Origin of the sequence: Acinetobacter sp. YH12249 (assembly GCF_013417475.1) — a bacterium.
In the GTDB taxonomy this organism is placed as follows: Bacteria; Pseudomonadota; Gammaproteobacteria; order Pseudomonadales; family Moraxellaceae; genus Acinetobacter.
Genome location: NZ_VPDX01000003.1, coordinates 161,670 through 187,699 on the forward strand (window position 1 = coordinate 161,670; position 26,030 = coordinate 187,699).

Here is a 26,030-nt window from a genome sequence, read left to right on the forward strand (position 1 = left end):
GACTTAGACTTGATATATATAAGTTTCAGCGACGCGATTCTGTTCTAAATATGCAGTTGCTTCCAGTTCCGGCAATGGCTTGGAGAAGAAGTAGCCTTGGGCAATATCACAATCTAAATCACGCAGATATTGCAGCTGTTCTTCAGTTTCAATACCTTCAGCGACGACAGTCATGCCCATGGCTTTACCCATCGCAACCATGGCGCTGACAATCGCTTCCTGTTTATGTTCGCCAATTTTAGAGACAAAACTGCGGTCAATTTTGAGAATGTCAATAGGAAAATCGGCAAGATAGGACAAAGAAGAATAACCGGTTCCGAAGTCATCCAGCGAGATATTAATCTGGCGCTGCTTGATCTGGTTCAGCAGATTTTTGACAGATTCAGAGTTTTCAATCAGTGAAGATTCAGTAATTTCCAGTTCCAGACTGGTGCCAGAAATCTGGTTTTCGCTAATGGCCTGATCCAGATCATCGAGTAACTGACCACGACGCAGTTGCTGTGCCACGATATTCACAGAGACACAGATATTATGAAAGCCAAGATCATTCCATTCACGAATCTGTTTGGCAGTTTGCTGAATCACCAGACGGCCGATCTCGGAAATCAGGCTGGTCTGTTCGGCTAAAGGAATAAACAAGCTAGGTGGGATGATGCCTTTTTCTGGATGTTTCCAGCGCACTAAAGCTTCAAAGCCATAAATATGCTGGTCATTGAAATTAATTTTCGGCTGATAATAAACTACGAGTTCGCCATTTTGGATGGCTTTACGCAGATCGCGTTCAATGAAAATTCCTTGCTCTAGCAAAGCTGTATTTTCATTGGAGTAAAAATGGATAGTATTCCCGCCTAGATTTTTGGCTTCACTCAGCGCCTGTTCTGCACAGTTATTTAAATAGTCTAACTGACGACCATGATCTGGATAGAAGGCTACACCCATCGACAGGGTAATCACATAATCTTGGCCGAAAATATGGAAAGGAGCCTGGAAAGCTTCAGCAATACGTTGACAATGTTCTTGTACAGAAGGGCGAATATGCGAGATTTCATACAAAATCGCAAAGTCATCGCCATTTAGATGAGCAACAAATAGAGCTTCAGCATTGGTCAGACGTAAGCGTTGTGCCACCTGACGCAACAGCTCATCACCGCCATTATTAGACAGATATTCATTCAATGGACGGAAACGATCGATATTGAGTCGGATCACCGCCATTTTCTTGATGGAATCTTTTTGCGTCATCAGATATTGATGCAGCTGGTAGTTATAGTAAAAACGGTTCGGTAAATCAGTCAGTGTGTCGTAATTTTCCAGATAAGACAGGCGCTGTTCCTGTAATTTACGCTCAGTCAGATCAGAGACAATGCCGATATAGTGAGTGATACGGCCTTCATCATCGGTAATTGCATTGATATGTAACCAGAGTGGCATCTCTTTGCCAGACAGGAATTTCTCACTCAGTTCGCCATCAAAAGAACCGATTTTCACAACTTGTTTGATGATATTGGAATGAATGCTGCGCTGCTGTGACTTATGACTCGCAGTAATATCAAATAGATATTTACCTAGAATTTCATTACGTTCAAAACCGGACAAATTTTCGAAATAAGGGTTCACTTCGATATAACGTAATTCATCATTTAGGATGAAGATCCCTTCAGCTGCTTGCTCAATTACACTGGCTGCCAGTTTCAGGCGTTCTTGAGAACTACGTTCCTGTTGAATATCACGCAAAATTCCCACCATGCGTAAAGGACGGTGAGTTTCGGGATCGCGACTGATCACCCGACCTACATCATGTACCCAACTCCAGACTCCCGGCGCTTGCTGAATCCGGTAAGTTACTTCATAGCGCTCAGTTTTCCCACGCAGATGCTGTTTCATATTGCTTTTGAATGCAGCCAGATCATCGGGATGAATCATATGTTGTAACTGCAAATGATGCTCACTGGATTTCCGTTGTACCTTCTCATCTTTATGATTGGTCAGCAAAATACTGCGGTCTTTGATATTCCAGTCCCATGGACGGATACCGGCGATTTCATGGGTCAGCTCAAGGTTTTGCTGCTGGTTTTTCAGATCAATATTAATCTGTTCGATATCATAAGTACGTTCACGAACTTTCTGTTCCAGTAACTGATTGCTGAGCTGTAGCTCCAGTTCGATATCTTTTGATTTATTGACTTCAGTCTGTAACTGTTTGCACAGTTCATCCGTCCAGGCGACCTGCTGTTCGGCATTGCTCACCAGTAATTCATTTTCCGCATAAAGGCGGGAAGTACGTGTGTGAATACGATAGGTACTATTGGCACAGAGCAGGATCACAATAACTGCAAAATTTAGAGCTAGACCAAAGACCGGATTGGCACCAGAAATATGAAAAAATTGAAAGAGTAAAAAGGGTACCAATGAAGGCAAAAATACCAGTGAAAAATAACTGAGCTTCTGGGTTAAATAAGTCAGACCGAAAGCTTGAGTCACTATTAATAGCAAGGCTGATAGAGTCAGTGCTTCTATTTCATCAAAATTAATATTGGCCTGCGGCAAGTAATAATAAATCAGGGAAATACCGGAAGCGATACAGCAACCTACCGCAAGGCTCTGAATTTGTAACCAGTAATGCGCATTTTTTAGTTGATATTGTTCAGGCTTAAAATACAGGGTATTGATGAGCCAGCACATGCTGACGGTAATTTCAGTCAGGATAAACCAGAGATTAAAGTAACTATTCGATAAGCTATATTGAATGTGATAAACACAGAAAATATAGAGGCAAATAATCATGATACTTAACAGAAAATATCGGCTATGTCGAAGCGTGTTCGCAATCTGAGCACGATGCAAGTGCTCTTTGATATAAGCCTCTTGATTATCAATCATATAATTAAGTGCCTTGTATTCGTCCTGAACGGTTTTTATCCTAGATTTTAATTTTTATTCAAGCTTGAATGATTCTTAAATCAATCAATATGTGTTTCATTATTATTGACTCAAGAGTAGAGCGCTTATAAATAAAAATCAATAAAATTAATAACTAAATTTTACAATTTTGACCGCTTAAATAGTGTAATTTAAAATTGAGAGGGCAACGACAGGAGCAGTTTCGGTACGCAGGACACGTTCACCAATACACCAATTGACAAAGCCTTGCGCATTCGCCGCTAGGATTTCTGCTTCACTCAAGCCGCCTTCAGGGCCAATCAGCAAGGCAATATCCGGCGTGGCATTCACCAGAACATCAATTTCTTCTTTATTTGGCGCTAGCACCAGTTTGGTAGTAGGAAGATCAGTTTCCAGCCATTTTTCAAGTGACATTGGCGCTAAAATTTTAGGAACAATATTCATTCCACACTGTTCGCAAGCGGCAATCGCCACACCTTGCCAATGATCCAGTTTTTTCTGGTTGCGGTCGTATTTCAGGCGCATCTCACAGCGTTCAGAGGTTAAAAGCTGAATTTCAGATACACCCAGTTCGACCGCTTTCTGGATCGCATAATCCATGCGGTCACCTTTACTCATGACCTGGCCAAGCAAAGCCTTAAATTTGGGTGTGCGATCCGTAGGGTTGTAACTATTGACCTGTACAGCAGCCGACTTTTTGGAAACTTCAACCAGTTCAACTTCATATTCACCACCTTGTCCATTAAACAGGGTGGCTTTTTCGCCGACTTGAGCACGTAAAACTTTAACCCAATGATGAAACACTGTTTCAGTCAGTTCTACAGTGGTATCTACTGCTAAATCAGCTTCAATAAAAAAACGTGGCATTAAAGTTTTACTCTCAAATCAGGTATTTTACTTATGCAAGACCGAGGTCTTTAACAAGTTGACGGGTTGGATCAGTGGTATTCATGGTGTAGAAATGCAGGCTCGGTGCACCGCCAGCAATCAGGCGTTCGCAGAATTTTACGACGACTTCATGACCAAAGGCTTTAATGCTTGCAGTGTCATCCCCATAAGTTGCCAGTTGCTTGCGAATCCAGCGTGGAATTTCTGCGCCTGTACCATCTGCGAAGCGAATCAGGTTGCTGGCATTGGTAATCGGCATGATGCCTGGCGCTACTGGAATATCAATGCCTGCTTTCTGGATACGGTCTACAAAGTAGAAGTATGCATCCGGGTTAAAGAAGAATTGCGTTAATGCAGCATTGGCACCAGCATTTACTTTATCCACAAAGTGCTGAATGTCTTTATCAAAGCTGTCTGCTTGTGGATGCATTTCAGGATAAGCGGCAACTTCAATATGGAAGTGGTCACCTGAATGTTCACGGATAAAGCGAACTAGATCCTGTGCATATGGCAGTTCACCTAGGCCCACCTGACCAGATGGCAAGTCACCACGCAGGGCAACAATACGGTCAATACCTTGTGCTTTATAGATATCTAACAGTTCAGCAATACGTGCCTTGTCATCACCGATACAAGACAGGTGAGGGGCAACCGGTGTGCCTTTACCATTAAATTCCTCAATGGTGTACAGGGTACGTTCGCGTGTTGAACCACCCGCCCCATAAGTCACAGAGAAGAATTCTGGATTCAGCAGTTGTAGTTCTTGATGTACGGTTTTGAGCTTTTCCGCACCCGCATCAGTTTTAGTCGGGAAAAACTCAAAAGAAATTGGAATCTGTTTAGACATGTTCAAATCCTTTTTATAAATACTTTTTACTTATCACCCTCTCCCTGACCTCTCCCAAAGGGAGAGGAGAATTCATTACTGAATTATGCAGGGTTTAAGCCCATATTTTTTTCACTTGAAGTCATTAAAACTTCATTGAAAATAATTTGGATGGTCACCCTCTCCCTAAGGGAGAGGGATGGGGTGAGGGATATTAATATTTATAAGCATCAGACTTGAATGGACCTTCAACAGGTACGCCTAGGTAATCTGCCTGTTCTGGAGTCAATTGAGTCAGCACACCACCGAAACCGGCAACCATTGCAGCAGCAACTTCTTCGTCTAATTTCTTAGGAAGCAGTTCTACACGAATCGCTGCTTGTTTTTGATCTTCAGGAAGATCCGCAAATTTCTCAGCGAACAGGTGCATTTGACCCAATACTTGGTTCGCAAATGAACCGTCCATCACACGTGATGGGTGACCAGTTGCATTACCCAGGTTCACCAGACGACCTTCAGAAAGCAGGATCAGGTAATCATTTTCATTTTCTGAACGATATACTTGGTGTACTTGAGGTTTCACTTCAACCCATTTATAACTACGTAGGTAGTTGGTATCGATTTCAGTGTCGAAGTGACCGATGTTACAAACCACTGCGCCAGCTTTCAGTGTATCTAGCATCGCAGCGTCACATACGTGGTAGTTACCAGTTGTAGTCACGATCAGGTCGGTATTTTGAAGAAGATCAACGTTCACATCTTCTTTCTTGCCAGTTTGAACACCGTTTTTGTACGGAGAAACCACTTCATAACCGTCCATGCATGCTTGCATCGCACAGATTGGATCGATTTCAGATACACGTACGATCATACCTTCTTGACGAAGAGACTGAGCAGAACCTTTACCTACGTCACCATAGCCGATCACTAATGCACGACGGCCAGAAAGCAGCATGTCAGTTGCACGTTTGATCGCATCATTTAGAGAGTGACGGCAACCGTATTTGTTGTCGTTTTTAGACTTGGTTACTGAATCGTTGACGTTGATCGCAGGAACTTTCAGAGAGCCGTCTTTCCACATTTCCAGAAGACGTGCTACACCTGTAGTTGTTTCTTCAGTAATCCCGTGAATTTTTGCAATCAGTTCAGGATATTTTTCGTGAACAACAGCTGTCAAATCACCGCCATCATCCAGAATCATATTGGCATCCCAAGGTTTGCCATTGACATTAATCTGTTGTTCAAGACACCACATGTATTCTTCTTCTGTTTCGCCTTTCCATGCAAATACAGGAATACCGCGTGCAGCGATTGCAGCAGCAGCATGGTCTTGAGTAGAGAAGATGTTGCAAGAAGTCCAGCGAACTTCAGCGCCTAATTCAACCAGAGTTTCAATTAAAACCGCAGTTTGAATAGTCATGTGGATACAGCCAAGAATTTTGGCACCAGCAAGCGGTTTAGCAGCTGAGTAGCGTTTACGCAAACCCATTAGGGCTGGCATTTCAGCTTCTGCAAGTTTGATTTCTTTACGGCCGTAGTCAGCTAGGGAAATATCAGCAACTTTATAATCTGTAAATGAAGCATTAACCGCGTTCATCACGATCTCCTTATAAAAAAACAATAATTGATCATTCAGTTCGCGGATGCCGTTGTTGGTCTGTCTAGAAAAAGTTGGACCGATCGTCGAGCCTGGCGCTTTTACATTTCGTACCTGTAAAACGTCGCAGCATCCCTCGACTAGCGAGGTATTGTACTTGGAAATTAATTTGGTTCCAATCCGAAATTGTTTATTATCTAACTAATAATAAAATTTTGAAAATATTTTGAGAAATATCCTGATATTTGAAGACTGAAATAAAGTTTTATTCTCGTAAAAAAGCCCATCATCTGACGGGCTTGTTATTTATTCTATGTCCTGCTCAATTTCATCTGCTTTCTTAGTCCAGTAATCTGCCTGTATGTCATCAGCGGCCACACCAAGACCATTGGCATAAATAAAGGCAAGATCACGCATGGCTTGAACTTCACCCCATTCAGCTGCTTGCTTTACAAGAGCGATAGATTTTTCAACATCTTTTTCGACCACATCACCACGACGGTAAAAACCAGCCAGTTCTAAAGTCGCTGCAGGGTGTTTTTCGAAATTGGCTTTACTCAACCAGTAATAGGCTAACTCAAAGTGAGCTTTAGAATCTTCTGGGTCTTCCTCAGCGATTTCTTTGGCATAAACCGTATAACCCTCACCGAGCCAGTACATGGCTTCAACCCAGCCACCATTGGCTGCTTTCAATGCCCACTCTTCGGCCAGCATGATGTCTTCGTCATGCTCGCTTTGCATATAGAGCTCGGCAAGCTCAAATTGGGCTTCGGCATTGCCTGCCAGTGCGCGGTTTGCCAGCGTGGCAGGGGGAGAAACACGCTCAGTCATGTCAGTATCTCAAATATATTTGTATTTAGATTAAAAGGTTCAAAATAAAAAAGCCAATCCGAAAACTGGCTTTTGTATAAAAGTCGACTGAAAGCGCTTAAAACACGCAAACTAAGCTATTTGTTTAGGAGAATAACAATAAAATGAATAGAAAGAGAGCAAGAATAAATTTAAATAGTTTTCAATGATTCAGAAAGCAAAACAGCGGCCCGAAAGCCGCTGTTGATATACGATTAATGAGATAAGAATTTAGTCTTGCTGGATTCCTGCAACCACCCAATCTTGTTGAGAACCGGCAGGTTTGACAAAGTGCCAGATTTCAGCAAACGGTTGAGGTTGGCTATTCAAGTCTTCACTTACAGTACCAGTGAAGCGTACGCTTACTACGTATTGACCATTCTCATTCGATGAATCCACAACCATTGCATTCAGGTTAGAGAACTCAGCTACGTCCTGATCCTGATTTGCCATAATATCGTTATACATCGACTGGTAAAGATCAGGGGTCAGGTAACGTTTAATTTCTGAAATGTTGCTCGCCGTATTCATTGACTGAATGTGGTTGAAGCGCTGACGTGCAACACGTAAGAAAGTCGCAGGTTCTGTTCCATCTGGAAGCTGGTTGCCGCTATTAGTATAGGCTGCACCAAATGGCGCGTTATTTACCGGAGCTGAACCAAACGGAGCATTTGTGCTTGGTGTGCTACCACCCACGTTCTGACCAAAAATATTGGTGTTGTCACCACCGCGAGGAGGTGTCTGACCAAATGGTGCTGAATGACCAACACCACTATTTGGGGCATACGGATTAGAAGCTACTTTTTTTTTTGCGCCCATCTTACGGAAAATGAAGAAGGCAACAGCGGCAGCAAGCAAGATCCAGATCCAGCCAGGAATACCACCTTTTTCCTCTTGTTGCTGTTGAGCTGCTTGAGCTTCAGAAGCCGCTTGTACTTCTTTGTCATCAGCCAGCGCATTGGCAGCAACTGCACCCACTGCAGCACCTGCTACACCGGCAGCAACCATACTACCTACACCTGGACCAGATCTTTGCTGAGTTGCAGCACCAGCGGCTGGAGCCTGTTGTGCTGGCGCAGCTTGACGAGGTTGTTGATAAGATTGAGTAGGCGCAGCAGAACGTTGCATACCATGGCTTTTACCGCCACCGGCACGTTTTGCTTCAGCAGTTAAAGGAGCAACCAGTAATGCTGCTGTTAAAAGACCTGCAACCAAACCACGCTGTCGAACTTCCATTCAATTTTCCTATGTGAAAAAAACTTATTTGAATACTCTATTTATATAGGCTTTATAGGGGATTTCAATCAAAAATGTGTATTTTTTTAAGCTTTTTGCAAGATTTATCGATTAAAACTAACTGAGTTCATCACTTAGGCTCATGGCTTCACTCAGGGCTTCATGCAATCGGGCTACAGCAATGACCTGTACGCCGGGAATCGGTTTTTGCGGTGCATTGGCACGCGGTAAAATAATATATTTAAAACCGTGTTTAACGGCTTCCTTCAGACGCTCCTGACCATTCGGCACCGGACGAATTTCACCAGAAAGACCAACTTCACCAAAAACAGCGAGTTGCTGAGGCAAGGCTTTAGTCCGGATACTGGATGCACAGGCTAAAAGTACAGCCAGGTCAGAACCGGTTTCGGTAATTTTTAAACCACCGACGATATTGACATAGACATCCTGACCGGATGTTTGTACGCCACCATGACGATGCATTACAGCCAGTAGCATATTCAGACGATTCTGTTCTAAACCTAAGGCTACACGGCGTGGCTGGCCATGGGCATCATCGACCAAAGCCTGAACTTCAACCAGGAGTGGGCGAGTTCCTTCACGGCTAATCATGACGATGGAACCTGGAATCGCTTCATCATAACGACTGAGGAAAATGGCAGATGGATTGGCGACTTCGCGCAGACCTTTATCGGTCATGCCAAAGACGCCAAGTTCATTGACTGCACCGAAACGGTTTTTGACTGCGCGGATCATACGGTAACGAGAATCCGACTGGCCTTCAAAATACAGCACACAGTCCACCATATGTTCCAATACACGCGGACCTGCTAAGGCACCTTCTTTGGTCACGTGACCAACAATAAACAGGGCAGTGCCGCTATTTTTGGCGAAACGGGTCAGTAGGGCTGCAGATTCACGAATCTGTGACACACCACCTGGTGCAGACTGCAAGGTTTCGGTATATAAAGTCTGAATCGAGTCCAAAATCGCAACAGCAGGACGTTCCTGTGCAAGCACCTCGCAAATGCGTTCCACACAGGTTTCTGCCATGACTTTCAGTTGGTTAGTTGGTAAGTCCAGACGCTGGGCGCGTAATGCCACCTGAGATAAAGATTCTTCACCTGTCACATACAGGGCAGAGCTATTGCCTGCTGCCATATGGGTTGCGGTTTGCAATAGGATAGTTGACTTACCAATCCCCGGGTCACCACCAATCAGCACCACAGAACCTGTAACGAGACCACCGCCTAAGACTCGGTCAAACTCACCAATCCCTGTTTGCAACCGGGTTTCATGTGAAACGGAGACTTTGTTTAAGGTGGTAATCGCTGCTGCCTGACCGGCATAACCTCCAATTTTTGGCTGAGCACGATGTGTCGTTGCTGGCGCAATACTGACTTCTACCAGACTGTTCCATTCCCCACATTCAGAACACTGACCTGCCCATTTAGGATGGTCTGCTCCACATTGTTCACAACGATACACACTTTTTGCTTTAGCCATAATTTCCGAAAATAAATATTGGGAATGGGGGCTACAGCATAGCGGTGAATGAGACTGAAAACCAAGACCTTTGGCTGAAAAAGTCACTGATTTACGTCAGCATATGACGCATATGGATTAACCTTTCTACATGAAAGTGAAATACCTCCTATAATGAGAAAATTCATCACGGGTACAGGAAACCTGACATGCCACAACTTTTAAAACATATCGATGCGATCGCACGTGAAAAAGACCGTGATGTATTATTTGTACATTTTGAAAATTACGAACATGAAAATGTCGATGCTGAGTCCTATCATTTGCGTCAGAACCTGATGGAATGGCTGGAGCAACGCCAAATTAATTTTGCACCCTGTATGGGGATAGAACAGCCTGGCGTAATTGAAAGTTATTCGGGTGATCTTTATGTCGATGTGCCATTTGATGAAGCTAATCCAATTTACCAAATGGTTAGTGAACATCTTGAAGATGCCGAAGGGGAAATGAAGATTCCGGGAGTGCTGTTCTTTGTATTATCTCTAGAAACTGCGCTGGAAATTGAAGCCGATCGTGAAGAGTTCTTAAATCTAAATCAAGCTCATGATGATGACGATGAATTTTCTGGCCGTGTGAACTGATATTTTTAGCAAACTTAAATAATAAAAAAGCCACTAGAAAGTGGCTTTTTTATTAAGGGTTTTAAATTTTATTAATACAATTCACCTGATTTACGGCGAGCAATAAAATCTTTGGATTCTTTCACGATCACTCCAGACAGCAGTAACAGGCCGATCAAGTTTGGAATCGCCATCAAACCGTTGAAGGTATCTGCAAACAGCCAGACCAGATCTAGTGTCGCGACACAGCCAATAAATACTGACAGGATATAGATGATGCGATAAGGGAATACAAATTTCTCACCGAGCAGATAAGTGGCACATTTTTCCCCGTAGTAGCTCCAGCCTAAAATGGTGGAATAGGCGAAGAAGATAATGCCGAAGGTCACAATCCAGCCACCAACACCTGGCAGCAGTTTGTTAAATGTAGAAACGGTCAGAACAGCACCGGTTTGTCCACCAAAATCACTGCCGGCCATGATGAAGCCCATCACTAGGACAATACCGGTAATCGAACAGACAATAATCGTGTCAATAAAGGTTCCGGTCATGGAAACCAAGCCTTGACGTGCAGGGTGATCGGTTTTTGCAGCAGCTGCGGCAATCGGTGCTGAACCCATACCAGCTTCATTTGAGAATACACCACGCGCGACACCATAACGAATCGCCGCACCAATCGCACCACCTACGGCAGCTTCACCAGTAAAAGCATAGGTGAAAATCATTTTTAGTGCAGGACCCACTAAATCGAGATGGGTGAAAATAATGATCAGACCCCCCGCCACATAACCAATCGCCATAATTGGAACGATGAAGGAAGCAGCTCTAGAAATCCACTTAATCCCGCCTAGAATTACCAGTGCAGAAAACGCAGTGATCACGATCCCTGTAACCCAGGTTTCCAGACCGAAACCATTTTCTACTGCAAGTGCAACAGTGTTGGACTGAACTGAACTACCAATTCCGAAAGATGCGACAGCACCAAAGAACGCAAAGATCAGCGCCAGCCATTTCCATTTCAGGCCACGCTCAATGTAATACATTGGACCGCCAGACATTTCACCGCGTTCATTTTTAACCCGGTATTTGACGGCCAGTACACCTTCGCCATATTTGGTTGCCATTCCGAACAGGGCAGTCATCCACATCCAGAATACGGCCCCAGGACCACCCAGCACACAGGCAGTTGCGACACCGGCAATATTACCGGTACCGATGGTAGCTGACAGTGCGGTCATGAGTGAGCCAAACTGGGAAATATCGCCTTCATGCGAAGGGTGTTTGCCAAAAACCTGTTTAAAGGCCAGTGGCAACATGCGGAACTGCCAGAACAGCAGGCGGAAGGTCAGGAATATACCGGTACCGACAATGAGGACCAGCATATATGGGCCCCAGACCCAGCCACTGACGGTTTCCATGATGCTTTGTAAATTTTGCATAAATTTCTTCTTATTTATCCGTGTCAGCTTTATTTGAGATGTTGATTGAAAAGCAATTGCTATGCCATGCGCGCTCATCCTAAACGCGAATATTGGCGGATTTGTATTCTATTTTTTACATAGTTTCAGCGCTTTGACAAGAAAAATCCTGTATTCATTGCGCCTTAAAACTAAGACTAAAGATAAATGAATATTGATATAAGAAAAATAAATTAACTTGCAAGATTAGTTGGAAAATACAAATGATGCGAATTTTCTTTTTGTATTCCATGTTTTTTACGTTAATTTGTCGCGATTAAAACTCAAAGTTGAAATGAAATAATGTCAGAAAAATATAGTCACTCATCATCGGAAGATGGTGAGCTACAGCGTAGTTTATCCAACCGGCACCTGCAGTTAATTGCCATTGGGGGTGCGATTGGCACCGGCCTGTTTATGGGTTCAGGGAAAACCATTAGCCTGGCAGGACCATCCATTCTGGTGATCTATATGATCATCGGTTTTATGGTGTTTCTAGTCATGCGCGCGTTGGGTGAATTACTGTTATCCAATCTGCAATATAAATCTTTCATTGATTTTGCCACCGATCTGATCGGGCCGTGGGCAGGTTATTTTGTCGGCTGGACCTACTGGTTATGCTGGATCACGATTGGTATCGCGGATCTGTCAGCCATTATCTATTACTTGCAATTCTTTAATAACGGTCTGCCATTTACTCCAGGCGAAGGCGTGCTGATCAGTATTGCCTCTATTGTATTCATCATGGGCTTGAACCTGGCAACCGTGAAACTGTTTGGCGAAATGGAATTCTGGTTTGCTTTGATCAAGATTATCGCCATTATTGTACTGATCGCCGTAGGTTTATGGATGATCTTTACTGGCTTTACTAATGATGCAGGTACGGTCGCTTCATTTGCCCATATCTGGGATCATGGCGGTTTATTCCCGACAGGAACTATGGGTTTCCTGGCTGGTTTCCAGATTGCGATTTTCGCCTTTGTAGGTGTAGAGCTGGTCGGTACTACGGCTGCTGAAACCAAAGATCCAGAGCGTAACTTGCCGAAAGCGGTGAACTCGATTCCGATCCGTATTATTATTTTCTATGTGCTGGCTCTGATCATTGTGATGTCAGTAACACCATGGGATCAGATCAATCCAAATGTTTCTCCGTTTGTGAATCTGTTCAGTCAGGCAGGTATTGCGGCGGCTGCAATCATCATGAACCTGGTAGTGCTGTCATCAGTAATGTCATCGATGAATAGTGGAGTGTTCTCAACCAGCCGTATGTTGTTCGGTTTATCTCGTGAAGAACAGGCACCGAAAGCCTTTGGTCGTTTGAATTCGCGCGCCGTTCCAGCGAATGCTTTGTATTTCTCTGCGATCTGTTTATTGCTCGGTGCAGCATTACAGTACTTCGTGCCGAATACGGTTGAAGCATTTACTTTGGCAACAACTTTGTCGACTATTCTGTTTATCTGTGTATGGCTGATCATTATCTGGAGCTACATGATCTATTACCGTACCCGTCCGGAATTGCATGCTAAATCCATATTCAAGTTGCCTGGTGGGTTGGTGACTTGCTGGATCGTCATTATTTTCTTTGTTGGTATGATTGGTGTGTTATCGCTGGAAGATGATACCCGTCGTGCCTTGATGGTCAGTCCGGTCTGGTTCATTTTGCTGATTATTGGATATTTAGGCTTCTATAAACAGAAACATAAATAATCCATATCAATAAAAACGTCAGCGATCTGCTGGCGTTTTTTTATGTCTGAATATACTCTCTAGCGTTTAGCGCTTTGGTCATACGGATGATCGCGTTATACTTCATCGAAAATACTCATATAGGTGGTCAGATGCGTCAGGTCATTTGCTACATCAGTTTAATTACAGTCGGTTTTGCCTTGGTCGGTTGTGGGCAGTCGGGAGCTTTACATCTTCCAAATGATCCAAACTACGATAAACGTGCCAAGTATTTACTCTATAAAAATACTGAATCTGCACCGCAAGTATCAGATGAACAACAGGATGCGCCGGTCAAGCAGCAGTTTGAAGCACCTGCTGAATCCGATTCAACACCATCTCCTTAAGACTTTCAGAGAAAGGATACATTCATGAGTTTCACCCGCATTAATGGGGTATTGCATGCTGAGCAATGTTCACTGCAACAGCTCGCAGAGCAATTTGGCACACCACTTTATGTTTATTCAAAAGCAACTTTTGAAAAGCATTACCTGGATATGGACCGTGCTTTTAGCTTTATCGATCATCAAATCTGTTTTGCGGTAAAGTCAAACTCTAATCTTGCGGTATTGAATGTGTTGGCCAAGCAAGGTGCTGGTTTCGATATCGTGACTGGTGGTGAACTGGCTCGTGTATTGAAAGCCGGCGGTGAACCTTCGAAAATCGTATTCTCGGGCCTGGGTAAATCAGAAGCAGATATTAAAAAGGCATTGGAAGTAGGCATCGCTTGCTTTAACGTGGAATCTTATGCCGAATTAGACCGTATTCAGAAAGTAGCGGCTGAACTTAATGTTCAAGCGCCTATTTCACTACGTGTTAATCCGGATGTCGATGCCAAAACCCATCCATATATTTCCACTGGTTTAAAAGAAAACAAATTTGGTATTCCATCAGATAGCGTATTTGATACCTATGCTTATGCAGCATCATTGCCAAATCTTGAAGTGGTCGGGATTGACTGTCATATCGGTTCACAGTTGACTGAAACCCAGCCTTTTGTTGATGCGCTGGATCGTGTGATTGACATGATCGACAAGCTGAAAGACATGGGCATCAACTTGAAACACATCGATATCGGTGGTGGTCTGGGTGTGACATATAAAGATGAAACACCGCCATCGGTTGAAGAATATGCCAATGCCATGCGTCCTGCTTTAGAAAAACTGGGTTTGAAAGTGTATATGGAGCCGGGTCGTAGTATTTCAGCGAATGCAGGCGTGTTACTGACCAAAGTGGATTTGCTGAAACCAACCAATCACCGTAACTTTGCCATCATTGATGCCGCGATGAATGACCTGATTCGTCCTGCTTTATATGAAGCTTGGATGGATATCCAATCTGTGACACCGCGTACAGATGTGGAAACAAAAGAATGGGATGTGGTGGGCGCAATCTGTGAAACTGGCGATTTTCTGGGTAAGGAACGTGAGCTTGCCATTAAAGAAAATGATGTGCTGGCAGTTCTTGGGGCTGGTGCATACGGTTTCGTAATGAGTTCGAACTACAACAGTCGTGGTCGTGCTGCTGAAGTGATGGTGGATGGTGATCAGGCTCATCTGATTCGTGAACGTGAAACGGTTGAATCACTTTGGGAACGTGAGCGTTTATTGCCTTAAGGAGACTAATTAATGTTGCTTGAATTTACCAAGATGCATGGCCTAGGCAATGATTTTATGGTGGTAGACCTGATTAGCCAGCGTGCTTATCTGGATACTCTCACTATTCAGCGTCTTGCGAATCGTAACTTCGGTGTGGGTTTTGACCAGCTCTTGATTGTTGAGCCGCCTGATATTCCAAGTGCAGATTTTAAATACCGTATTTTTAATGCAGATGGTTCTGAGGTTGAGCAGTGCGGCAATGGTGTACGCTGTTTTGCCCGTTTCGTGCATGAACGTCAATTGACCACTAAAACCAAAATCAAGGTACAGACCAAAGCTGGATTTGTAGAGCCTGAACTTGGTGCCAACGGCTGGGTGCGAGTGAATATGGGTTATCCAAAATTCCTGCCTCAGGAAATTCCATTTGTGGCAGAAGAACCGGAAAATCTGTATGACATCGATCTGGCGGGTGGTGAGAAACTGACGATTGATGTGGTGAATATGGGTAATCCACATGCAGTGACGATTGTTCCGGATGTGTTAACTGCCGATGTAGCTAAAATTGGTCCACAGGTGGAATCTCATGTGCGTTTCCCGGCACGCGTTAATGCTGGATTTATGCAGATTATTGATGAAAAGCATGCCCGTTTACGTGTTTATGAGCGTGGTGTAGGCGAAACACTGGCTTGTGGTACAGGTGCCTGTGCTGCAGCAGTGTCTGGTATGCGCCGTGGTTTATTATCTAGCAAGGTCGAGATTGAACTTGCGGGTGGTAAATTGCAGATTGAATGGAAAGAAGGTGATGTAGTCTGGATGACAGGTCCGACCGCCAATGTTTATGAAGGCCGTCTGGACTTGCGCTACTTCCAGGGTTAATCCCAACATTTATTTCTCTAAAAAGCACCGCACATAGTACGGTGCTTTTTTTATGATAGGATGAATTCCATATTTAATTGATATCACAACACTGCTATGAATCAGCTTGTGTTTTTACCGGGTGCATCAGGCAGCCAAGGCTTTTGGCAGCCGTTGTTGGCTCATTTAAAAACAGATCAATCTACAAAAATATTGACATATCCGGGCTTCGATGGGGTAGAACCAAATTCAACTATTCAAAATCTTCATGATCTGCAGGAACTCATCACAGAGCAGATTGAGGATGATTCGATTCTGGTTGCCCAGTCCATGGGGGGAGTTCTTGCAGTTGGAATTGCACTACATCATCCACAGAAAGTCAAAGGACTGGTGTTACTGGCAACTTCTGGTGGTGTGGATCTATCACAGTTCGGTTGTGCTGACTGGCGGATAGATTATCGCGAGCAGTTTAAGGCTGTTCCTGACTGGTTTTTACAAGATCAAACCGTGTTTAGTCTGGAGCAATTAAGCAATCTTGAGATTCCTGTTCTATTGATCTGGGGTGATCAAGACTCTTTAAGTACCGTTCAGGTGGGGCAATGCTTAATGCAAAATTTGAAACATGCAAACCTGCATATAATTCAAAACGGGGATCATTTCTTTGCGGCGACTCATCCGGTACAGACCGCAGAACTGATTGAAGCCTGGCTGGAGTCAATTGAATGGAGCAAGTAAAGCTTTCTGCAAAAGACTTGCTCGGAATCTGGCTCAAAGAACGTGAGATCCAGAACCAGTCTAAACATACCTTGCAGGCCTATGAACGTGATGTGGCTGATTTTCTGGAGTTCTGCGCAGTACAACGACTGGCACTCAATGATGTGGAAGCCACAGATTTACGTCAATTTCTGGCTGAAAAAGTCGAGCAGCACGGATTAAGTTCAAGTAGCTTGCAACGGATGCTTTCTTCGATTCGCCAGTTCATGAAATGGGCAGAGCAGGCGCAGTATCTGGCATTTAATCCGGCTGATGATTTTCAGTTGAAACGTCAGTCACGTCCTTTGCCGGGTATGGTGGATATTGAAACTGTGAACCAGATTCTGGACCAGCCGGCTCCAGAAACCGAAGCGCAGCAGCAAATGTGGTTGAGAGACAAGGCGATTCTGGAATTACTCTATTCCAGTGGTTTACGTTTGGCAGAAATTCAGAGCTTAAGAATCAAGGATGTTGATTTTAATCGTCAGCTCTTGCGTATTACTGGTAAAGGCAATAAAACCCGGGTAGTGCCTTTTGGTTCAAAAGCCAAAGACAGTCTGATGGAATGGCTAAAAATTTATCCGCTCTGGAATGGTGATTTTGTACCTGACGCGAATGTATTTATCACCCAAAAAGGCAATCCGCTCGGTGCACGGCAAATTGAAAACCGGGTCAAGTTTCAGGCGCAGCGTGCAGGGGTTAATGTTGACCTGCATCCGCATTTATTGCGGCATTGTTTTGCCAGTCATATGCTGTCGAATAGCGGTGATCTTCGTGCCGTTCAGGAAATGTTGGGGCATAGCAATTTGAGTACTACACAAATTTATACTCATATTGATTTTGATCGACTTGCGCAAATTTACGATCAGGCGCATCCGCGGGCACAGCATAAAGAATAGGGAAAATATAAAGTTTTCTTCCGCTTGTCGGATGATTAGGATTCATGGCATAAAACTTTCATGTATCATGCTCAAAATATGACCTGAACAGACTGTTGGAAAGATATTTCACTATTGTCTTATTTTTCAAATGGCTGTTTTCGGATATAAGTATAAATAGTAATCAATTTTTAAAAGAAAATCAGCGATCTCGATACTGGAATTTTTATGGACACAGCAATTATCCCGGATATACAACAAAAGTATGCGCAGTTAAGCCCAGCTCAAAAAGACATGTTCGCGGGTTATGGTTTACGCCAGATCAAACATTTTGTTGAGATTAGCTTGCCCACTATTGAAGCCGTTCTCCCTGAAGGGGCAATTGTGCAAGGGATTAATGCAGAAGGGAAAATACAGGCTTATAATCCTGAGACAGACCAGTATTATCTATGGATTTCTGATCTGCAATGGCAGACCACGCAGCGAGCCAGTAAAGCTGTTGACCTGAAAGAAGATGCGCTCGAAATTTGGAATATTTTCGATCTGAAGTCTTATGAACTGATTGAACTGAGTCATGTGCATCGTGACTTTCTGCAAGTTTAATGAACATGAAGGATGACTAAGGTCATCCTTTTTTATTGCTAAAATATTTTATAAGTCATCCAAGGGTAACTGAAAACTTTGCTTGATAATCTGGCTGGGTAAATCTGTTTTGACACTGGTAATGCCATTTTTCTTGGTCAAATGTGTGGACTGGAATTTACGGTAACTTTCCAGATCAGGCACCACAACTTTTAACATCGCATCACATTCACCCAGAATGATATAGCACTCCATCACTTGAGGCAGTTCTTTCATCGCCTCGATAAAAGTATCAATGGTTTCTGCATCCTGACCGACCAGCCAGATCCGTGAAAATAGAATCAGTTGAAAACCGATTTTTTGTGAATCGACAATGGTGGTGTAATTCTGGATTACGCCCGCATCTTCAAGCAATTTTACCCGACGCAGACAGGAAGAAGGGGATAGTCCAATTTCCCGCGCCAGATCGTTATTCTGAATACGGCCATTGGCTTGCAAGTGATGAATGATATTTTTATCAATTCGATCAAGTTTTACTCGCACAGATTTGGAAGATATTTTCATAAATTAGAATATAATTCGAAAAATAATACTTATTATAAAATAAATTGAAAGCCTATTTTGTAAAAATTCGCAGATACTAATTCCACTTTCCGAAGATTCAAAGGAAAAAGGAAATGTCTGTATTTGCACTTTTTGCACTGACCGTGCTCCCCCTGATTTTTACACCTGGACCAGATATGCTGTTTATCCTGTCTCAAGTGATGGGTAAAGATGCAAAAGCAGGCATGATGGCAACTATCGGGATTTGTTCAGGTTATCTGGTACATTCCATTTTGGTAGCAATAGGAATCGCAGCGATTATCGTGTCTTTTCCGGTATTGTTTGAGGCGATTCGCTGGTTGGGTATTGCTTATTTGCTCTATCTGGCTTGTAGCCTGTTGAAATCAGTATTTAGCAAAAATTCAATGAAAATTGAGAAAAAGACCAGTGCTAATCCAGTGAAAAAAGGCTTCTTTACGGCCTTACTCAATCCTAAAGGCATGCTGATCTATTTTGCGATCTTGCCGCAGTTTATCGATAAAAGCGGAAATACTGTAAGCCAAGGCTTAATTCTCTCTTTTATTTTTATCGGCATGATTTTCATTGTTTATTGTGCTCTCAGCATTCTGTTCAGCAGAATTATCCGCAATACACAAATTGATGAGCGTAAACAGAAATGGGTTGATGGCACCTCAGGTGGTTTACTTGCCCTTGCTGCAAGCTGGTTAATTATTAATTAAGCAATGGCGTATTTTAAAAAAGCATACTGCTCCCGGTATGCTTTTTTTATATTTATAGATTGATGACAACCCGATTTTTAGACCTGCCAACAAAATAAAGCGGAGTAAATTGAGCAGATATGCAGAATAAATGATGAACAATTCTCTATTATGTCCAAACTGACCAAAGCGGTCATTTTTAAATATAAGTCATTTTCCACAAATCTCAGGACGGATTTGTGCATTTAATAAGCAAAAATCAAAAGTTCTGATGTGTTTCATCAAATAAAAACATAATAAAAATCAAAGGTTAAATTTTATTAAATATTGATAAAATTCATTGTAATAAATCGATACGGATTAATTGTGAACGCATCGTTCAAGGAAAATTACGCATTTTTACAGCTCTTTGCTGAATTGTGACTTGACCGAAATGCCGTGCACATTGCAAGATAGGGCACCTAAAAAAATTTAAGTGAAGAGTTATTATAACTTTTCTCAACATTTACATTTGCTAAAACAGCCGAGGATTACATGAAGGCTCTTGTTGCTGTAAAACGTGTGGTTGATGCCAACGTTAAGGTTCGCGTTAAGCCGGACAACAGTGGTGTTGACTTAACAAACGTTAAAATGTCAATTAACCCATTCTGTGAAATCGCGGTGGAAGAAGCGGTTCGTTTAAAAGAAAAAGGAACTGTTTCAGAAATCGTTGTTGTTTCTATTGGTCCTAAAGAAGCGCAAGAACAAATCCGTTCTGCAATGGCGCTTGGTGCTGACCGCGGTATTCTGGTTGAAGCTGATGACAGCCAGCTAGGTGCGCTAGAAGTTGCTAAAATTCTAAAAGGTGTTGTTGAAGCTGAACAACCACAATTGATCCTTCTTGGTAAACAAGCAATTGATGACGACTCTAACCAGGTTGGTCAGATGCTTGGTGCACTTCTAGGTGCAGGTCAAGGTACATTCGCTTCAGAAGTTAAAGTTGAAGGCGACAAAGTACAAGTGACTCGTGAAATCGACGGTGGTCTACAAACTGTTGAATTATCACTTCCAGCGATCGTAACTACTGACTTACGTTTGAACGAGCCACGTTATGCAGCTCTTCCAAACATCATGAAAGCGCGTAAAAAACCGCTTGATACCAAGTCACCTGCAGATTTCGGTGTAACTACTACAACTAAACTGAAAACAGTAAAAGTTGAATCTCCTGCAGAGCGTAAAGCTGGCGTACAAGTGAAGTCTGTAGACGAGCTTGTAGAAAAATTGAAAAACGAAGCGAAAGTGATCTAATACAGAAGGATAAAAATCATGAGTATTTTAGTAATCGCTGAGCACGACAACAAAGCACTTAACGCTGCTACTTTAAACGTTGTTGCTGCGGCGCAAAAAATCGGTGGTGATATCACTGTATTGGTTGCTGGTTCTGGCGCTCAAGCAGTTGCTGATCAGGCAGCTAAAGTTGCGGGCGTAAGCAAAGTTTTACTTGCTGACGACGCTGCTTATGCAAACCAATTGGCTGAAAATGTAGCAAAACTGGTTGCAGAATTAGGTAAAGGCTATAGCCATATTCTTGCTGCTTCTACTACAACTGGCAAAAACATTCTGCCACGCGCTGCTGCACTTCTTGATGTCAGCATGATCACAGACATCATCGCTGTTGATTCTGCAAATACATTCAAGCGTCCGATCTATGCAGGTAACGCGATTGCAACTGTTGAGTCTTCTGAATCAGTAATCGTTGCAACTGTTCGTGGTACTGCATTTGATGCGGTTGCTGCTGAAGGTGGTTCTGCTGCGGTTGAAGCTGCTGCTTCTACTGGTGATGCTGGTATTTCTAAGTTCATTAACGAAGAAATCGTTAAATCTGAACGTCCTGAATTGACAGCTGCTCGTATCGTCGTTTCTGGTGGTCGTGGTGTTGGTTCTGGTGAGAACTACCACAAAATCCTTGATCCACTAGCTGACAAACTTGGCGCTGCTCAAGGTGCTTCACGTGCTGCAGTTGATGCTGGTTTCGTTCCTAACGATATGCAGGTTGGTCAAACTGGTAAGATCGTTGCACCTGACCTGTACATCGCTGTAGGTATCTCTGGGGCGATCCAGCACTTGGCAGGTATGAAAGAATCTAAAGTGATCGTTGCGATCAACAAAGATGAAGAAGCTCCAATTAATGCAGTAGCAGACTACTGGTTAGTAGGTGACCTGAACACTGTAATTCCTGAATTGGTTTCTAAAATCTAATTTCTGAATCAGTTTCAAAAAAACGCTCCTTTAGGAGCGTTTTTCTTTTTTTTTAATCTAAATAATTAATCTAACTAACAAGTCGTCCATTTCTGACTCGAAATTTTGGTTATTGTATATTTTGTGTTAATATTAAACTTTTATTAAGCTTGCCATTTGGCGGAGTGTCCGTGAAATTTGATTTTCAGTTACCAGTCAGTATTTTGGTAATGATGATCTGCTGTTTGATTTTCCCTTTTCTCCCGAGCCTGCACCTTCCTTTGTTAGGCGGTATGACGGTTACAGCAGTTGAGTCAATTCAAGCATTAATGTTGTTTGGTTTTGCCGTATTTAGTTTTTTCTATATCCGTCCATTTGAATTAAGTAAAGGTCAAAAACAATTTTGGCTCTGGTCAGTTGCATGGTGGATTATGCTGTTTGGTAGAAGTACCAGCTGGGGACGTGACTATTTCCCGGAAGTGCCAAAAATCTATTTCCGTGGTATTTCGGTTCTTGTGATTGCACCCGTGGTGTTTATGCTGTTTTTAGCACCTTTGCGTCAAGAAATTGCTTATAAGTTTAAGCATGTATCACTTCCAATTTGGGCACTCATATTAGCTTTCATTGGCTTGCTGATGTCTGATGGCATTGAACATAATCGGTTTTTTATTCATTTTATTTTTACAGATTTTATCTATAAAGATTTGATGGAAGAACTATACGAATTTCCGCTTATTATCGGCTTATTCCTGGTCGCTTATCCATTAATGAAGCAAGATTGTGCTGTGACAAAATCAACTAGTCAGGTCATAGCTGAAGATGATTTGTCCGATATAGATTCTAAACTTCATATTTAAGTGACTTGCTTTTTTAAAGAAAAAAATGAACCTCTGCAAGCAGAGGTTTTTTAATATCAAAATATTGTGAAGTGATTAAAATTTCTACTAAAAATCCTGTGGATAGTTGGGGCTGAAACAGGTAAATTTAGCCTAGATTATGCTATACTGTACGACTAAATTTTAATATTGGTTCAGCTTTTTTTTGAGCCGATTTATAGCTGGATTTACGACATATAAATGCAAGCCAAATCTGGCTTGTAGAATAAGGAGTATGCATGAGCGTATCGGAAATTAGACCGATTGCCATTGAGGATGAACTCAAGCACTCGTATTTAGACTATGCAATGAGCGTGATTGTGTCACGTGCCTTGCCGGATGTACGAGATGGTCTAAAACCTGTTCATCGTCGTGTGCTTTTCGCAATGCACGAATTGGGCAATGACTACAACAAAGCTTACAAGAAGTCTGCCCGTGTTGTAGGTGATGTCATCGGTAAATATCACCCACATGGTGATTATGCTGTTTATGAAACCATTGTCCGTATGGCTCAGGACTTTAGTCTGCGCTACCAACTGGTTGATGGTCAAGGGAACTTTGGTTCAATCGACGGCGATAGCGCTGCGGCAATGCGTTATACCGAAGTTCGTATGCGTAAGCTGACCCATGAGTTATTGGCTGATCTGGAAAAAGATACAGTTGACTGGGAAGATAACTACGACGGTTCTGAGCGTATTCCGCAAGTCATGCCAACTCGTATTCCGAACCTGTTGGTGAATGGTGCGGCTGGTATTGCAGTCGGTATGGCGACCAATATGGCGCCACACAACATGACTGAAGTAGTGAATGCGTGTCTGGCTTATGCAGATAATCCAAATATCAGCATCGAAGGTTTGATGGAATACATTTCCGGTCCAGATTTCCCAACGGGCGGTATTATTTACGGTAAATCAGGTATCGTGGATGCCTATCGTACTGGTAAAGGCCGTTTGCATATTCGTGGTAAATATCACTTTGAAGAAGATGCCAAATCTGGCCGTACTACGATTGTCTTCACAGAAATTCCTTATCAGGTCAACAAAGCGAAAACGATTGAACGTATCGCCGAGCTGGTCAAAGAGAAAAAACTTGAAGGCATTTCTGAACTTCGTGATGAATCGGACAAGGAAGGGATGCGTATTGCGATTGACCTGAAGCGTGGTGAAAATGCTGAAGTCATCGTCAATAACCTGTTCCAGAATACACAGTTAGAAAATTCTTTCAGCATTAACATGGTTTGCTTGGACAATGGCCAGCCGAAATTGATGAATCTGAAAGACATCATCGCTGCGTTTATTCGTCACCGTCAAGAAGTCGTGACACGTCGTACTATGTACGAACTGCGCAAAGCACGTGAACGTGGTCATATTTTAGAAGGTTTAACCGTTGCTCTGGCAAATATTGATGCCATCATCGAAACCATCAAAACTTCTGCCAACCCGGCTGAAGCGCGTGAGCGTTTGCAAGCAGGTGAGTGGGCAGCAGGCGGTGTAGCAGCCTTGCTCGAAAAAGCGGGTGCTGTTTCTGTACGTCCTGATGAAATTGAAGGCGAAGATCCAAACCGCCCGTTTGGTATTGATGGCGATGTGTATCGTTTATCTCCGACTCAAGTTAACGCGATCATGGAACTACGTCTCCATCGCTTAACTGGTCTTGAGCAGGATAAACTTCAAGCTGAATATTCTGAAATCTTAGGTCAAATTGCTGAATACACAGCCATCTTAAATGACTTCAACTTATTGATGAACGTGATTAAAGAAGAGCTAGCGCTAATTCTTCAGCAATATGGCGATGCGCGTAAAACAGATATCGTTGAGTCTCGTATCGACTTCTCTCGTGAAGACCTGATTCCTGAAGAACAAATGGTTCTTACGGTTTCAAAAACTGGTTATGCGAAAACTCAACCATTATCTGACTATGCTGCGCAACGTCGTGGCGGTCGTGGTAAGTCTGCAACCAGCATGAAAGAAGACGATTACATCCAGCACATGGTTGTAACATCGAACCATGCTACGGTACTTTGCTTCACCAATGTCGGTAAGGTTTATCGCCTGAAAGTTTATGAGGTGCCACAAGCTTCGCGTGGTGCCAAAGGTCGCCCAATGGTGAACTTGTTGCCGCTGGATGACAACGAAACCATTACTGCTATCTTGCCAGTGATTGATGCACCGAAGAAATTCAAAGAACGTCTGGCTGACTTCAAGGCATTTGTGAAGACCAATGCTGCCCAGCTGCAAACCAATGAAGTGATCAATAGTCACTTTGCGGCACTAGAAGCTGCTCTTGCTGAATCTGAAGATGGTGCAGATGATATTTCTGATGCACTGCGTGTTCAATTGAAAGAGCTTGGTTTAGCACTTTCAACCACTGATCTTGATGCTGACATCATCAATGACTTTGCACAGCAAGCCGAAGCTGTTCGTAAGAACTTCTATGTGTTTATGGCGACTGAGTACGGTACGATTAAACGTGTAGAACTGGAACAGTTCTCAAATGTTCGTTCAAACGGTTTACGTGCGATTGAACTGAATGGCGATGACACCTTAATTGGTGTTGCGATTACTGACGGTGAACAGCAAATCATGTTGTTCTCGAACGAAGGTAAAGCCATTCGTTTCGCAGAGACTGACGTACGTTCAATGGGTCGTTCAGCCAAAGGTGTGCGCGGTATGCGCGTGACCATCGGTGCTTCTCAGGTTGAAGATGCAGAAGATGCAGATGTTGAATCTGATGATGAAGATACAACTGAAGCTAACTTCATTAGTCGTATCGTATCTCTAGTGGTTGTACCTGAAACCGGTGAAGTGCTGTGTGCTTCTGCAAATGGTTATGGTAAACGTACCCCGGTAGATGACTTCCCAACCAAGAAACGTGGCGGTAAGGGTGTGATTGCAATCAAGACCTCAGAACGTAACGGTGAGCTGGTCGGTGCAGTTGCGATTGACGCATCTAAAGAACTGATGCTGATTTCTGATGGCGGTACATTGGTACGTACCCGTGCTTCTGAAGTGGCACAGACTGGTCGTAATGCACAAGGTGTTCGTCTGATCCGTCTGGCTGAAGATGAAAAACTGGTGGGTGTAGAAGCGATTGAAGCAGTTGAAGATGAGTTGGAAATATTGGAAGATATTGAAAATACTGAATCTGCAGCTGATGATGTAACTGATACACAAGAAGCTGAAAAAGATGATGACAATACAGTAGAGGAATAAGTTCTGCTACTGATGAAAAAGGGCGCTTCGGCGTCATTGCTGTCCCACAATTTTTCACAAGAGGAAGCTCAAATGAGCTTCCTCTTGTTTTATGGGTATTTTATCGGGTGAAAATAAAGCTTTTAAAGTTTTTCTTTCAAACAAATTCACTTGAATTATTCTGAGTAAACGTTGAACTGTCCAACCTGTTTTTCCTAAATGTTGAGCGAAACTC

22 protein-coding genes and 1 pseudogene are annotated in these 26,030 nt (G+C 43.0%); 13 read left to right on the forward strand and 10 right to left on the reverse strand.

Going from position 1 to position 26,030, the window contains the following annotated elements; all coding sequences use genetic code 11:
* Positions 1-3: 3 nt before the first annotated feature.
* The 7 genes from FTV25_RS03095 to radA all read right to left on the reverse strand — a co-directional run bounded on the left by FTV25_RS03095 (position 4) and on the right by radA (position 9,803).
* The gene (locus tag FTV25_RS03095; protein WP_180002092.1) at positions 4-2,880 is read right to left on the reverse strand and encodes a bifunctional diguanylate cyclase/phosphodiesterase; all 2,877 of its coding nucleotides are present in this window, start codon (positions 2,878-2,880) and stop codon (positions 4-6) included.
* A 177-nt stretch (positions 2,881-3,057) separates the two neighbouring features.
* Complete coding sequence (locus tag FTV25_RS03100; protein WP_180002091.1) at positions 3,058-3,768, reverse strand: 16S rRNA (uracil(1498)-N(3))-methyltransferase; 711 nt, start codon at positions 3,766-3,768, stop codon at positions 3,058-3,060.
* 31 nt (positions 3,769-3,799) lie between these two features.
* The gene (gene metF / locus FTV25_RS03105; protein WP_180002090.1) at positions 3,800-4,636 is read right to left on the reverse strand and encodes a methylenetetrahydrofolate reductase [NAD(P)H]; all 837 of its coding nucleotides are present in this window, start codon (positions 4,634-4,636) and stop codon (positions 3,800-3,802) included.
* Between the two features lie 193 nt (positions 4,637-4,829).
* Entirely contained in the window at positions 4,830-6,212 is a 1,383-nt protein-coding gene (gene ahcY, locus FTV25_RS03110) for an adenosylhomocysteinase (protein WP_180002089.1), read from the reverse strand.
* A 306-nt stretch (positions 6,213-6,518) separates the two neighbouring features.
* The gene (locus FTV25_RS03115) at positions 6,519-7,043 is read right to left on the reverse strand and encodes a tetratricopeptide repeat protein (protein ID WP_179992793.1); all 525 of its coding nucleotides are present in this window, start codon (positions 7,041-7,043) and stop codon (positions 6,519-6,521) included.
* A 249-nt stretch (positions 7,044-7,292) separates the two neighbouring features.
* Positions 7,293-8,297, reverse strand: a complete 1,005-nt coding sequence (locus FTV25_RS03120; protein WP_180002088.1) for a Tim44 domain-containing protein — start codon at positions 8,295-8,297, stop codon at positions 7,293-7,295.
* Between the two features lie 117 nt (positions 8,298-8,414).
* Positions 8,415-9,803 carry a DNA repair protein RadA gene (gene radA / locus FTV25_RS03125; RefSeq protein ID WP_005236740.1) on the reverse strand — a complete coding sequence of 463 codons (1,389 nt, stop codon included), beginning with the start codon at positions 9,801-9,803 and terminating at the stop codon, positions 8,415-8,417.
* A 188-nt stretch (positions 9,804-9,991) separates the two neighbouring features.
* Here radA and FTV25_RS03130 point away from each other — a divergent pair, with 188 nt between their 5' ends.
* The gene (locus tag FTV25_RS03130) at positions 9,992-10,423 is read left to right on the forward strand and encodes a hypothetical protein (protein ID WP_159124565.1); all 432 of its coding nucleotides are present in this window, start codon (positions 9,992-9,994) and stop codon (positions 10,421-10,423) included.
* A gap of 71 nt (positions 10,424-10,494) precedes the next feature.
* On the opposite strand, the gene FTV25_RS03135 is transcribed toward FTV25_RS03130, so the two are convergent.
* Positions 10,495-11,841 carry a sodium:alanine symporter family protein gene (locus tag FTV25_RS03135; protein WP_034701324.1) on the reverse strand — a complete coding sequence of 449 codons (1,347 nt, stop codon included), beginning with the start codon at positions 11,839-11,841 and terminating at the stop codon, positions 10,495-10,497.
* Between the two features lie 321 nt (positions 11,842-12,162).
* Between FTV25_RS03135 and FTV25_RS03140 the strand changes: the two genes are divergently transcribed.
* From FTV25_RS03140 to FTV25_RS03170, 7 genes are all read left to right on the forward strand, one after another.
* Positions 12,163-13,566 (forward strand): amino acid permease, encoded by a 1,404-nt coding sequence (locus FTV25_RS03140; RefSeq protein WP_180002087.1) that lies wholly within the window; start codon positions 12,163-12,165, stop codon positions 13,564-13,566.
* Positions 13,567-13,697: 131 nt separating this feature from the next.
* Entirely contained in the window at positions 13,698-13,931 is a 234-nt protein-coding gene (locus tag FTV25_RS03145) for a lipoprotein (RefSeq protein ID WP_005236736.1), read from the forward strand.
* Positions 13,932-13,955: 24 nt separating this feature from the next.
* Positions 13,956-15,200, forward strand: a complete 1,245-nt coding sequence (gene lysA / locus FTV25_RS03150) for a diaminopimelate decarboxylase (RefSeq protein ID WP_180002086.1) — start codon at positions 13,956-13,958, stop codon at positions 15,198-15,200.
* A 12-nt stretch (positions 15,201-15,212) separates the two neighbouring features.
* Complete coding sequence (gene dapF, locus FTV25_RS03155) at positions 15,213-16,058, forward strand: diaminopimelate epimerase (RefSeq protein ID WP_180002085.1); 846 nt, start codon at positions 15,213-15,215, stop codon at positions 16,056-16,058.
* 96 nt (positions 16,059-16,154) lie between these two features.
* Positions 16,155-16,772, forward strand: coding sequence for an alpha/beta fold hydrolase (locus FTV25_RS03160; protein WP_180002084.1), 618 nt, complete (start codon positions 16,155-16,157; stop codon positions 16,770-16,772).
* 26 nt (positions 16,773-16,798) lie between these two features.
* Positions 16,799-17,689, forward strand: a complete 891-nt coding sequence (xerA, locus tag FTV25_RS03165) for a site-specific tyrosine recombinase/integron integrase (RefSeq protein WP_373683617.1) — start codon at positions 16,799-16,801, stop codon at positions 17,687-17,689.
* A 207-nt stretch (positions 17,690-17,896) separates the two neighbouring features.
* Positions 17,897-18,271, forward strand: a complete 375-nt coding sequence (locus FTV25_RS03170; protein ID WP_180002083.1) for a hypothetical protein — start codon at positions 17,897-17,899, stop codon at positions 18,269-18,271.
* A 48-nt stretch (positions 18,272-18,319) separates the two neighbouring features.
* Here the strand turns inward: FTV25_RS03170 and FTV25_RS03175 are convergent, their stop codons facing one another.
* On the reverse strand, positions 18,320-18,814 hold the full coding sequence (locus FTV25_RS03175; protein WP_005236726.1) for an Lrp/AsnC family transcriptional regulator: 495 nt from the start codon (positions 18,812-18,814) through the stop codon (positions 18,320-18,322).
* A gap of 113 nt (positions 18,815-18,927) precedes the next feature.
* On the opposite strand from FTV25_RS03175, the gene FTV25_RS03180 reads away from it, so the two are divergent.
* From FTV25_RS03180 to gyrA, 5 genes are all read left to right on the forward strand, one after another.
* Complete coding sequence (locus FTV25_RS03180; protein WP_180002082.1) at positions 18,928-19,533, forward strand: LysE family translocator; 606 nt, start codon at positions 18,928-18,930, stop codon at positions 19,531-19,533.
* 513 nt (positions 19,534-20,046) lie between these two features.
* Positions 20,047-20,799 carry an electron transfer flavoprotein subunit beta/FixA family protein gene (locus FTV25_RS03185; RefSeq protein ID WP_159124425.1) on the forward strand — a complete coding sequence of 251 codons (753 nt, stop codon included), beginning with the start codon at positions 20,047-20,049 and terminating at the stop codon, positions 20,797-20,799.
* A gap of 18 nt (positions 20,800-20,817) precedes the next feature.
* Positions 20,818-21,750, forward strand: coding sequence for an electron transfer flavoprotein subunit alpha/FixB family protein (locus FTV25_RS03190; protein ID WP_125278450.1), 933 nt, complete (start codon positions 20,818-20,820; stop codon positions 21,748-21,750).
* A gap of 170 nt (positions 21,751-21,920) precedes the next feature.
* Entirely contained in the window at positions 21,921-22,586 is a 666-nt protein-coding gene (locus FTV25_RS03195; protein ID WP_125278449.1) for a hypothetical protein, read from the forward strand.
* A 257-nt stretch (positions 22,587-22,843) separates the two neighbouring features.
* Positions 22,844-25,816, forward strand: coding sequence for a DNA gyrase subunit A (gene gyrA, locus FTV25_RS03200; RefSeq protein ID WP_180002081.1), 2,973 nt, complete (start codon positions 22,844-22,846; stop codon positions 25,814-25,816).
* A 54-nt stretch (positions 25,817-25,870) separates the two neighbouring features.
* Here the strand turns inward: gyrA and FTV25_RS03205 are convergent.
* Positions 25,871-26,030: pseudogene (locus FTV25_RS03205) on the reverse strand (IS4 family transposase); the annotation flags it as partial.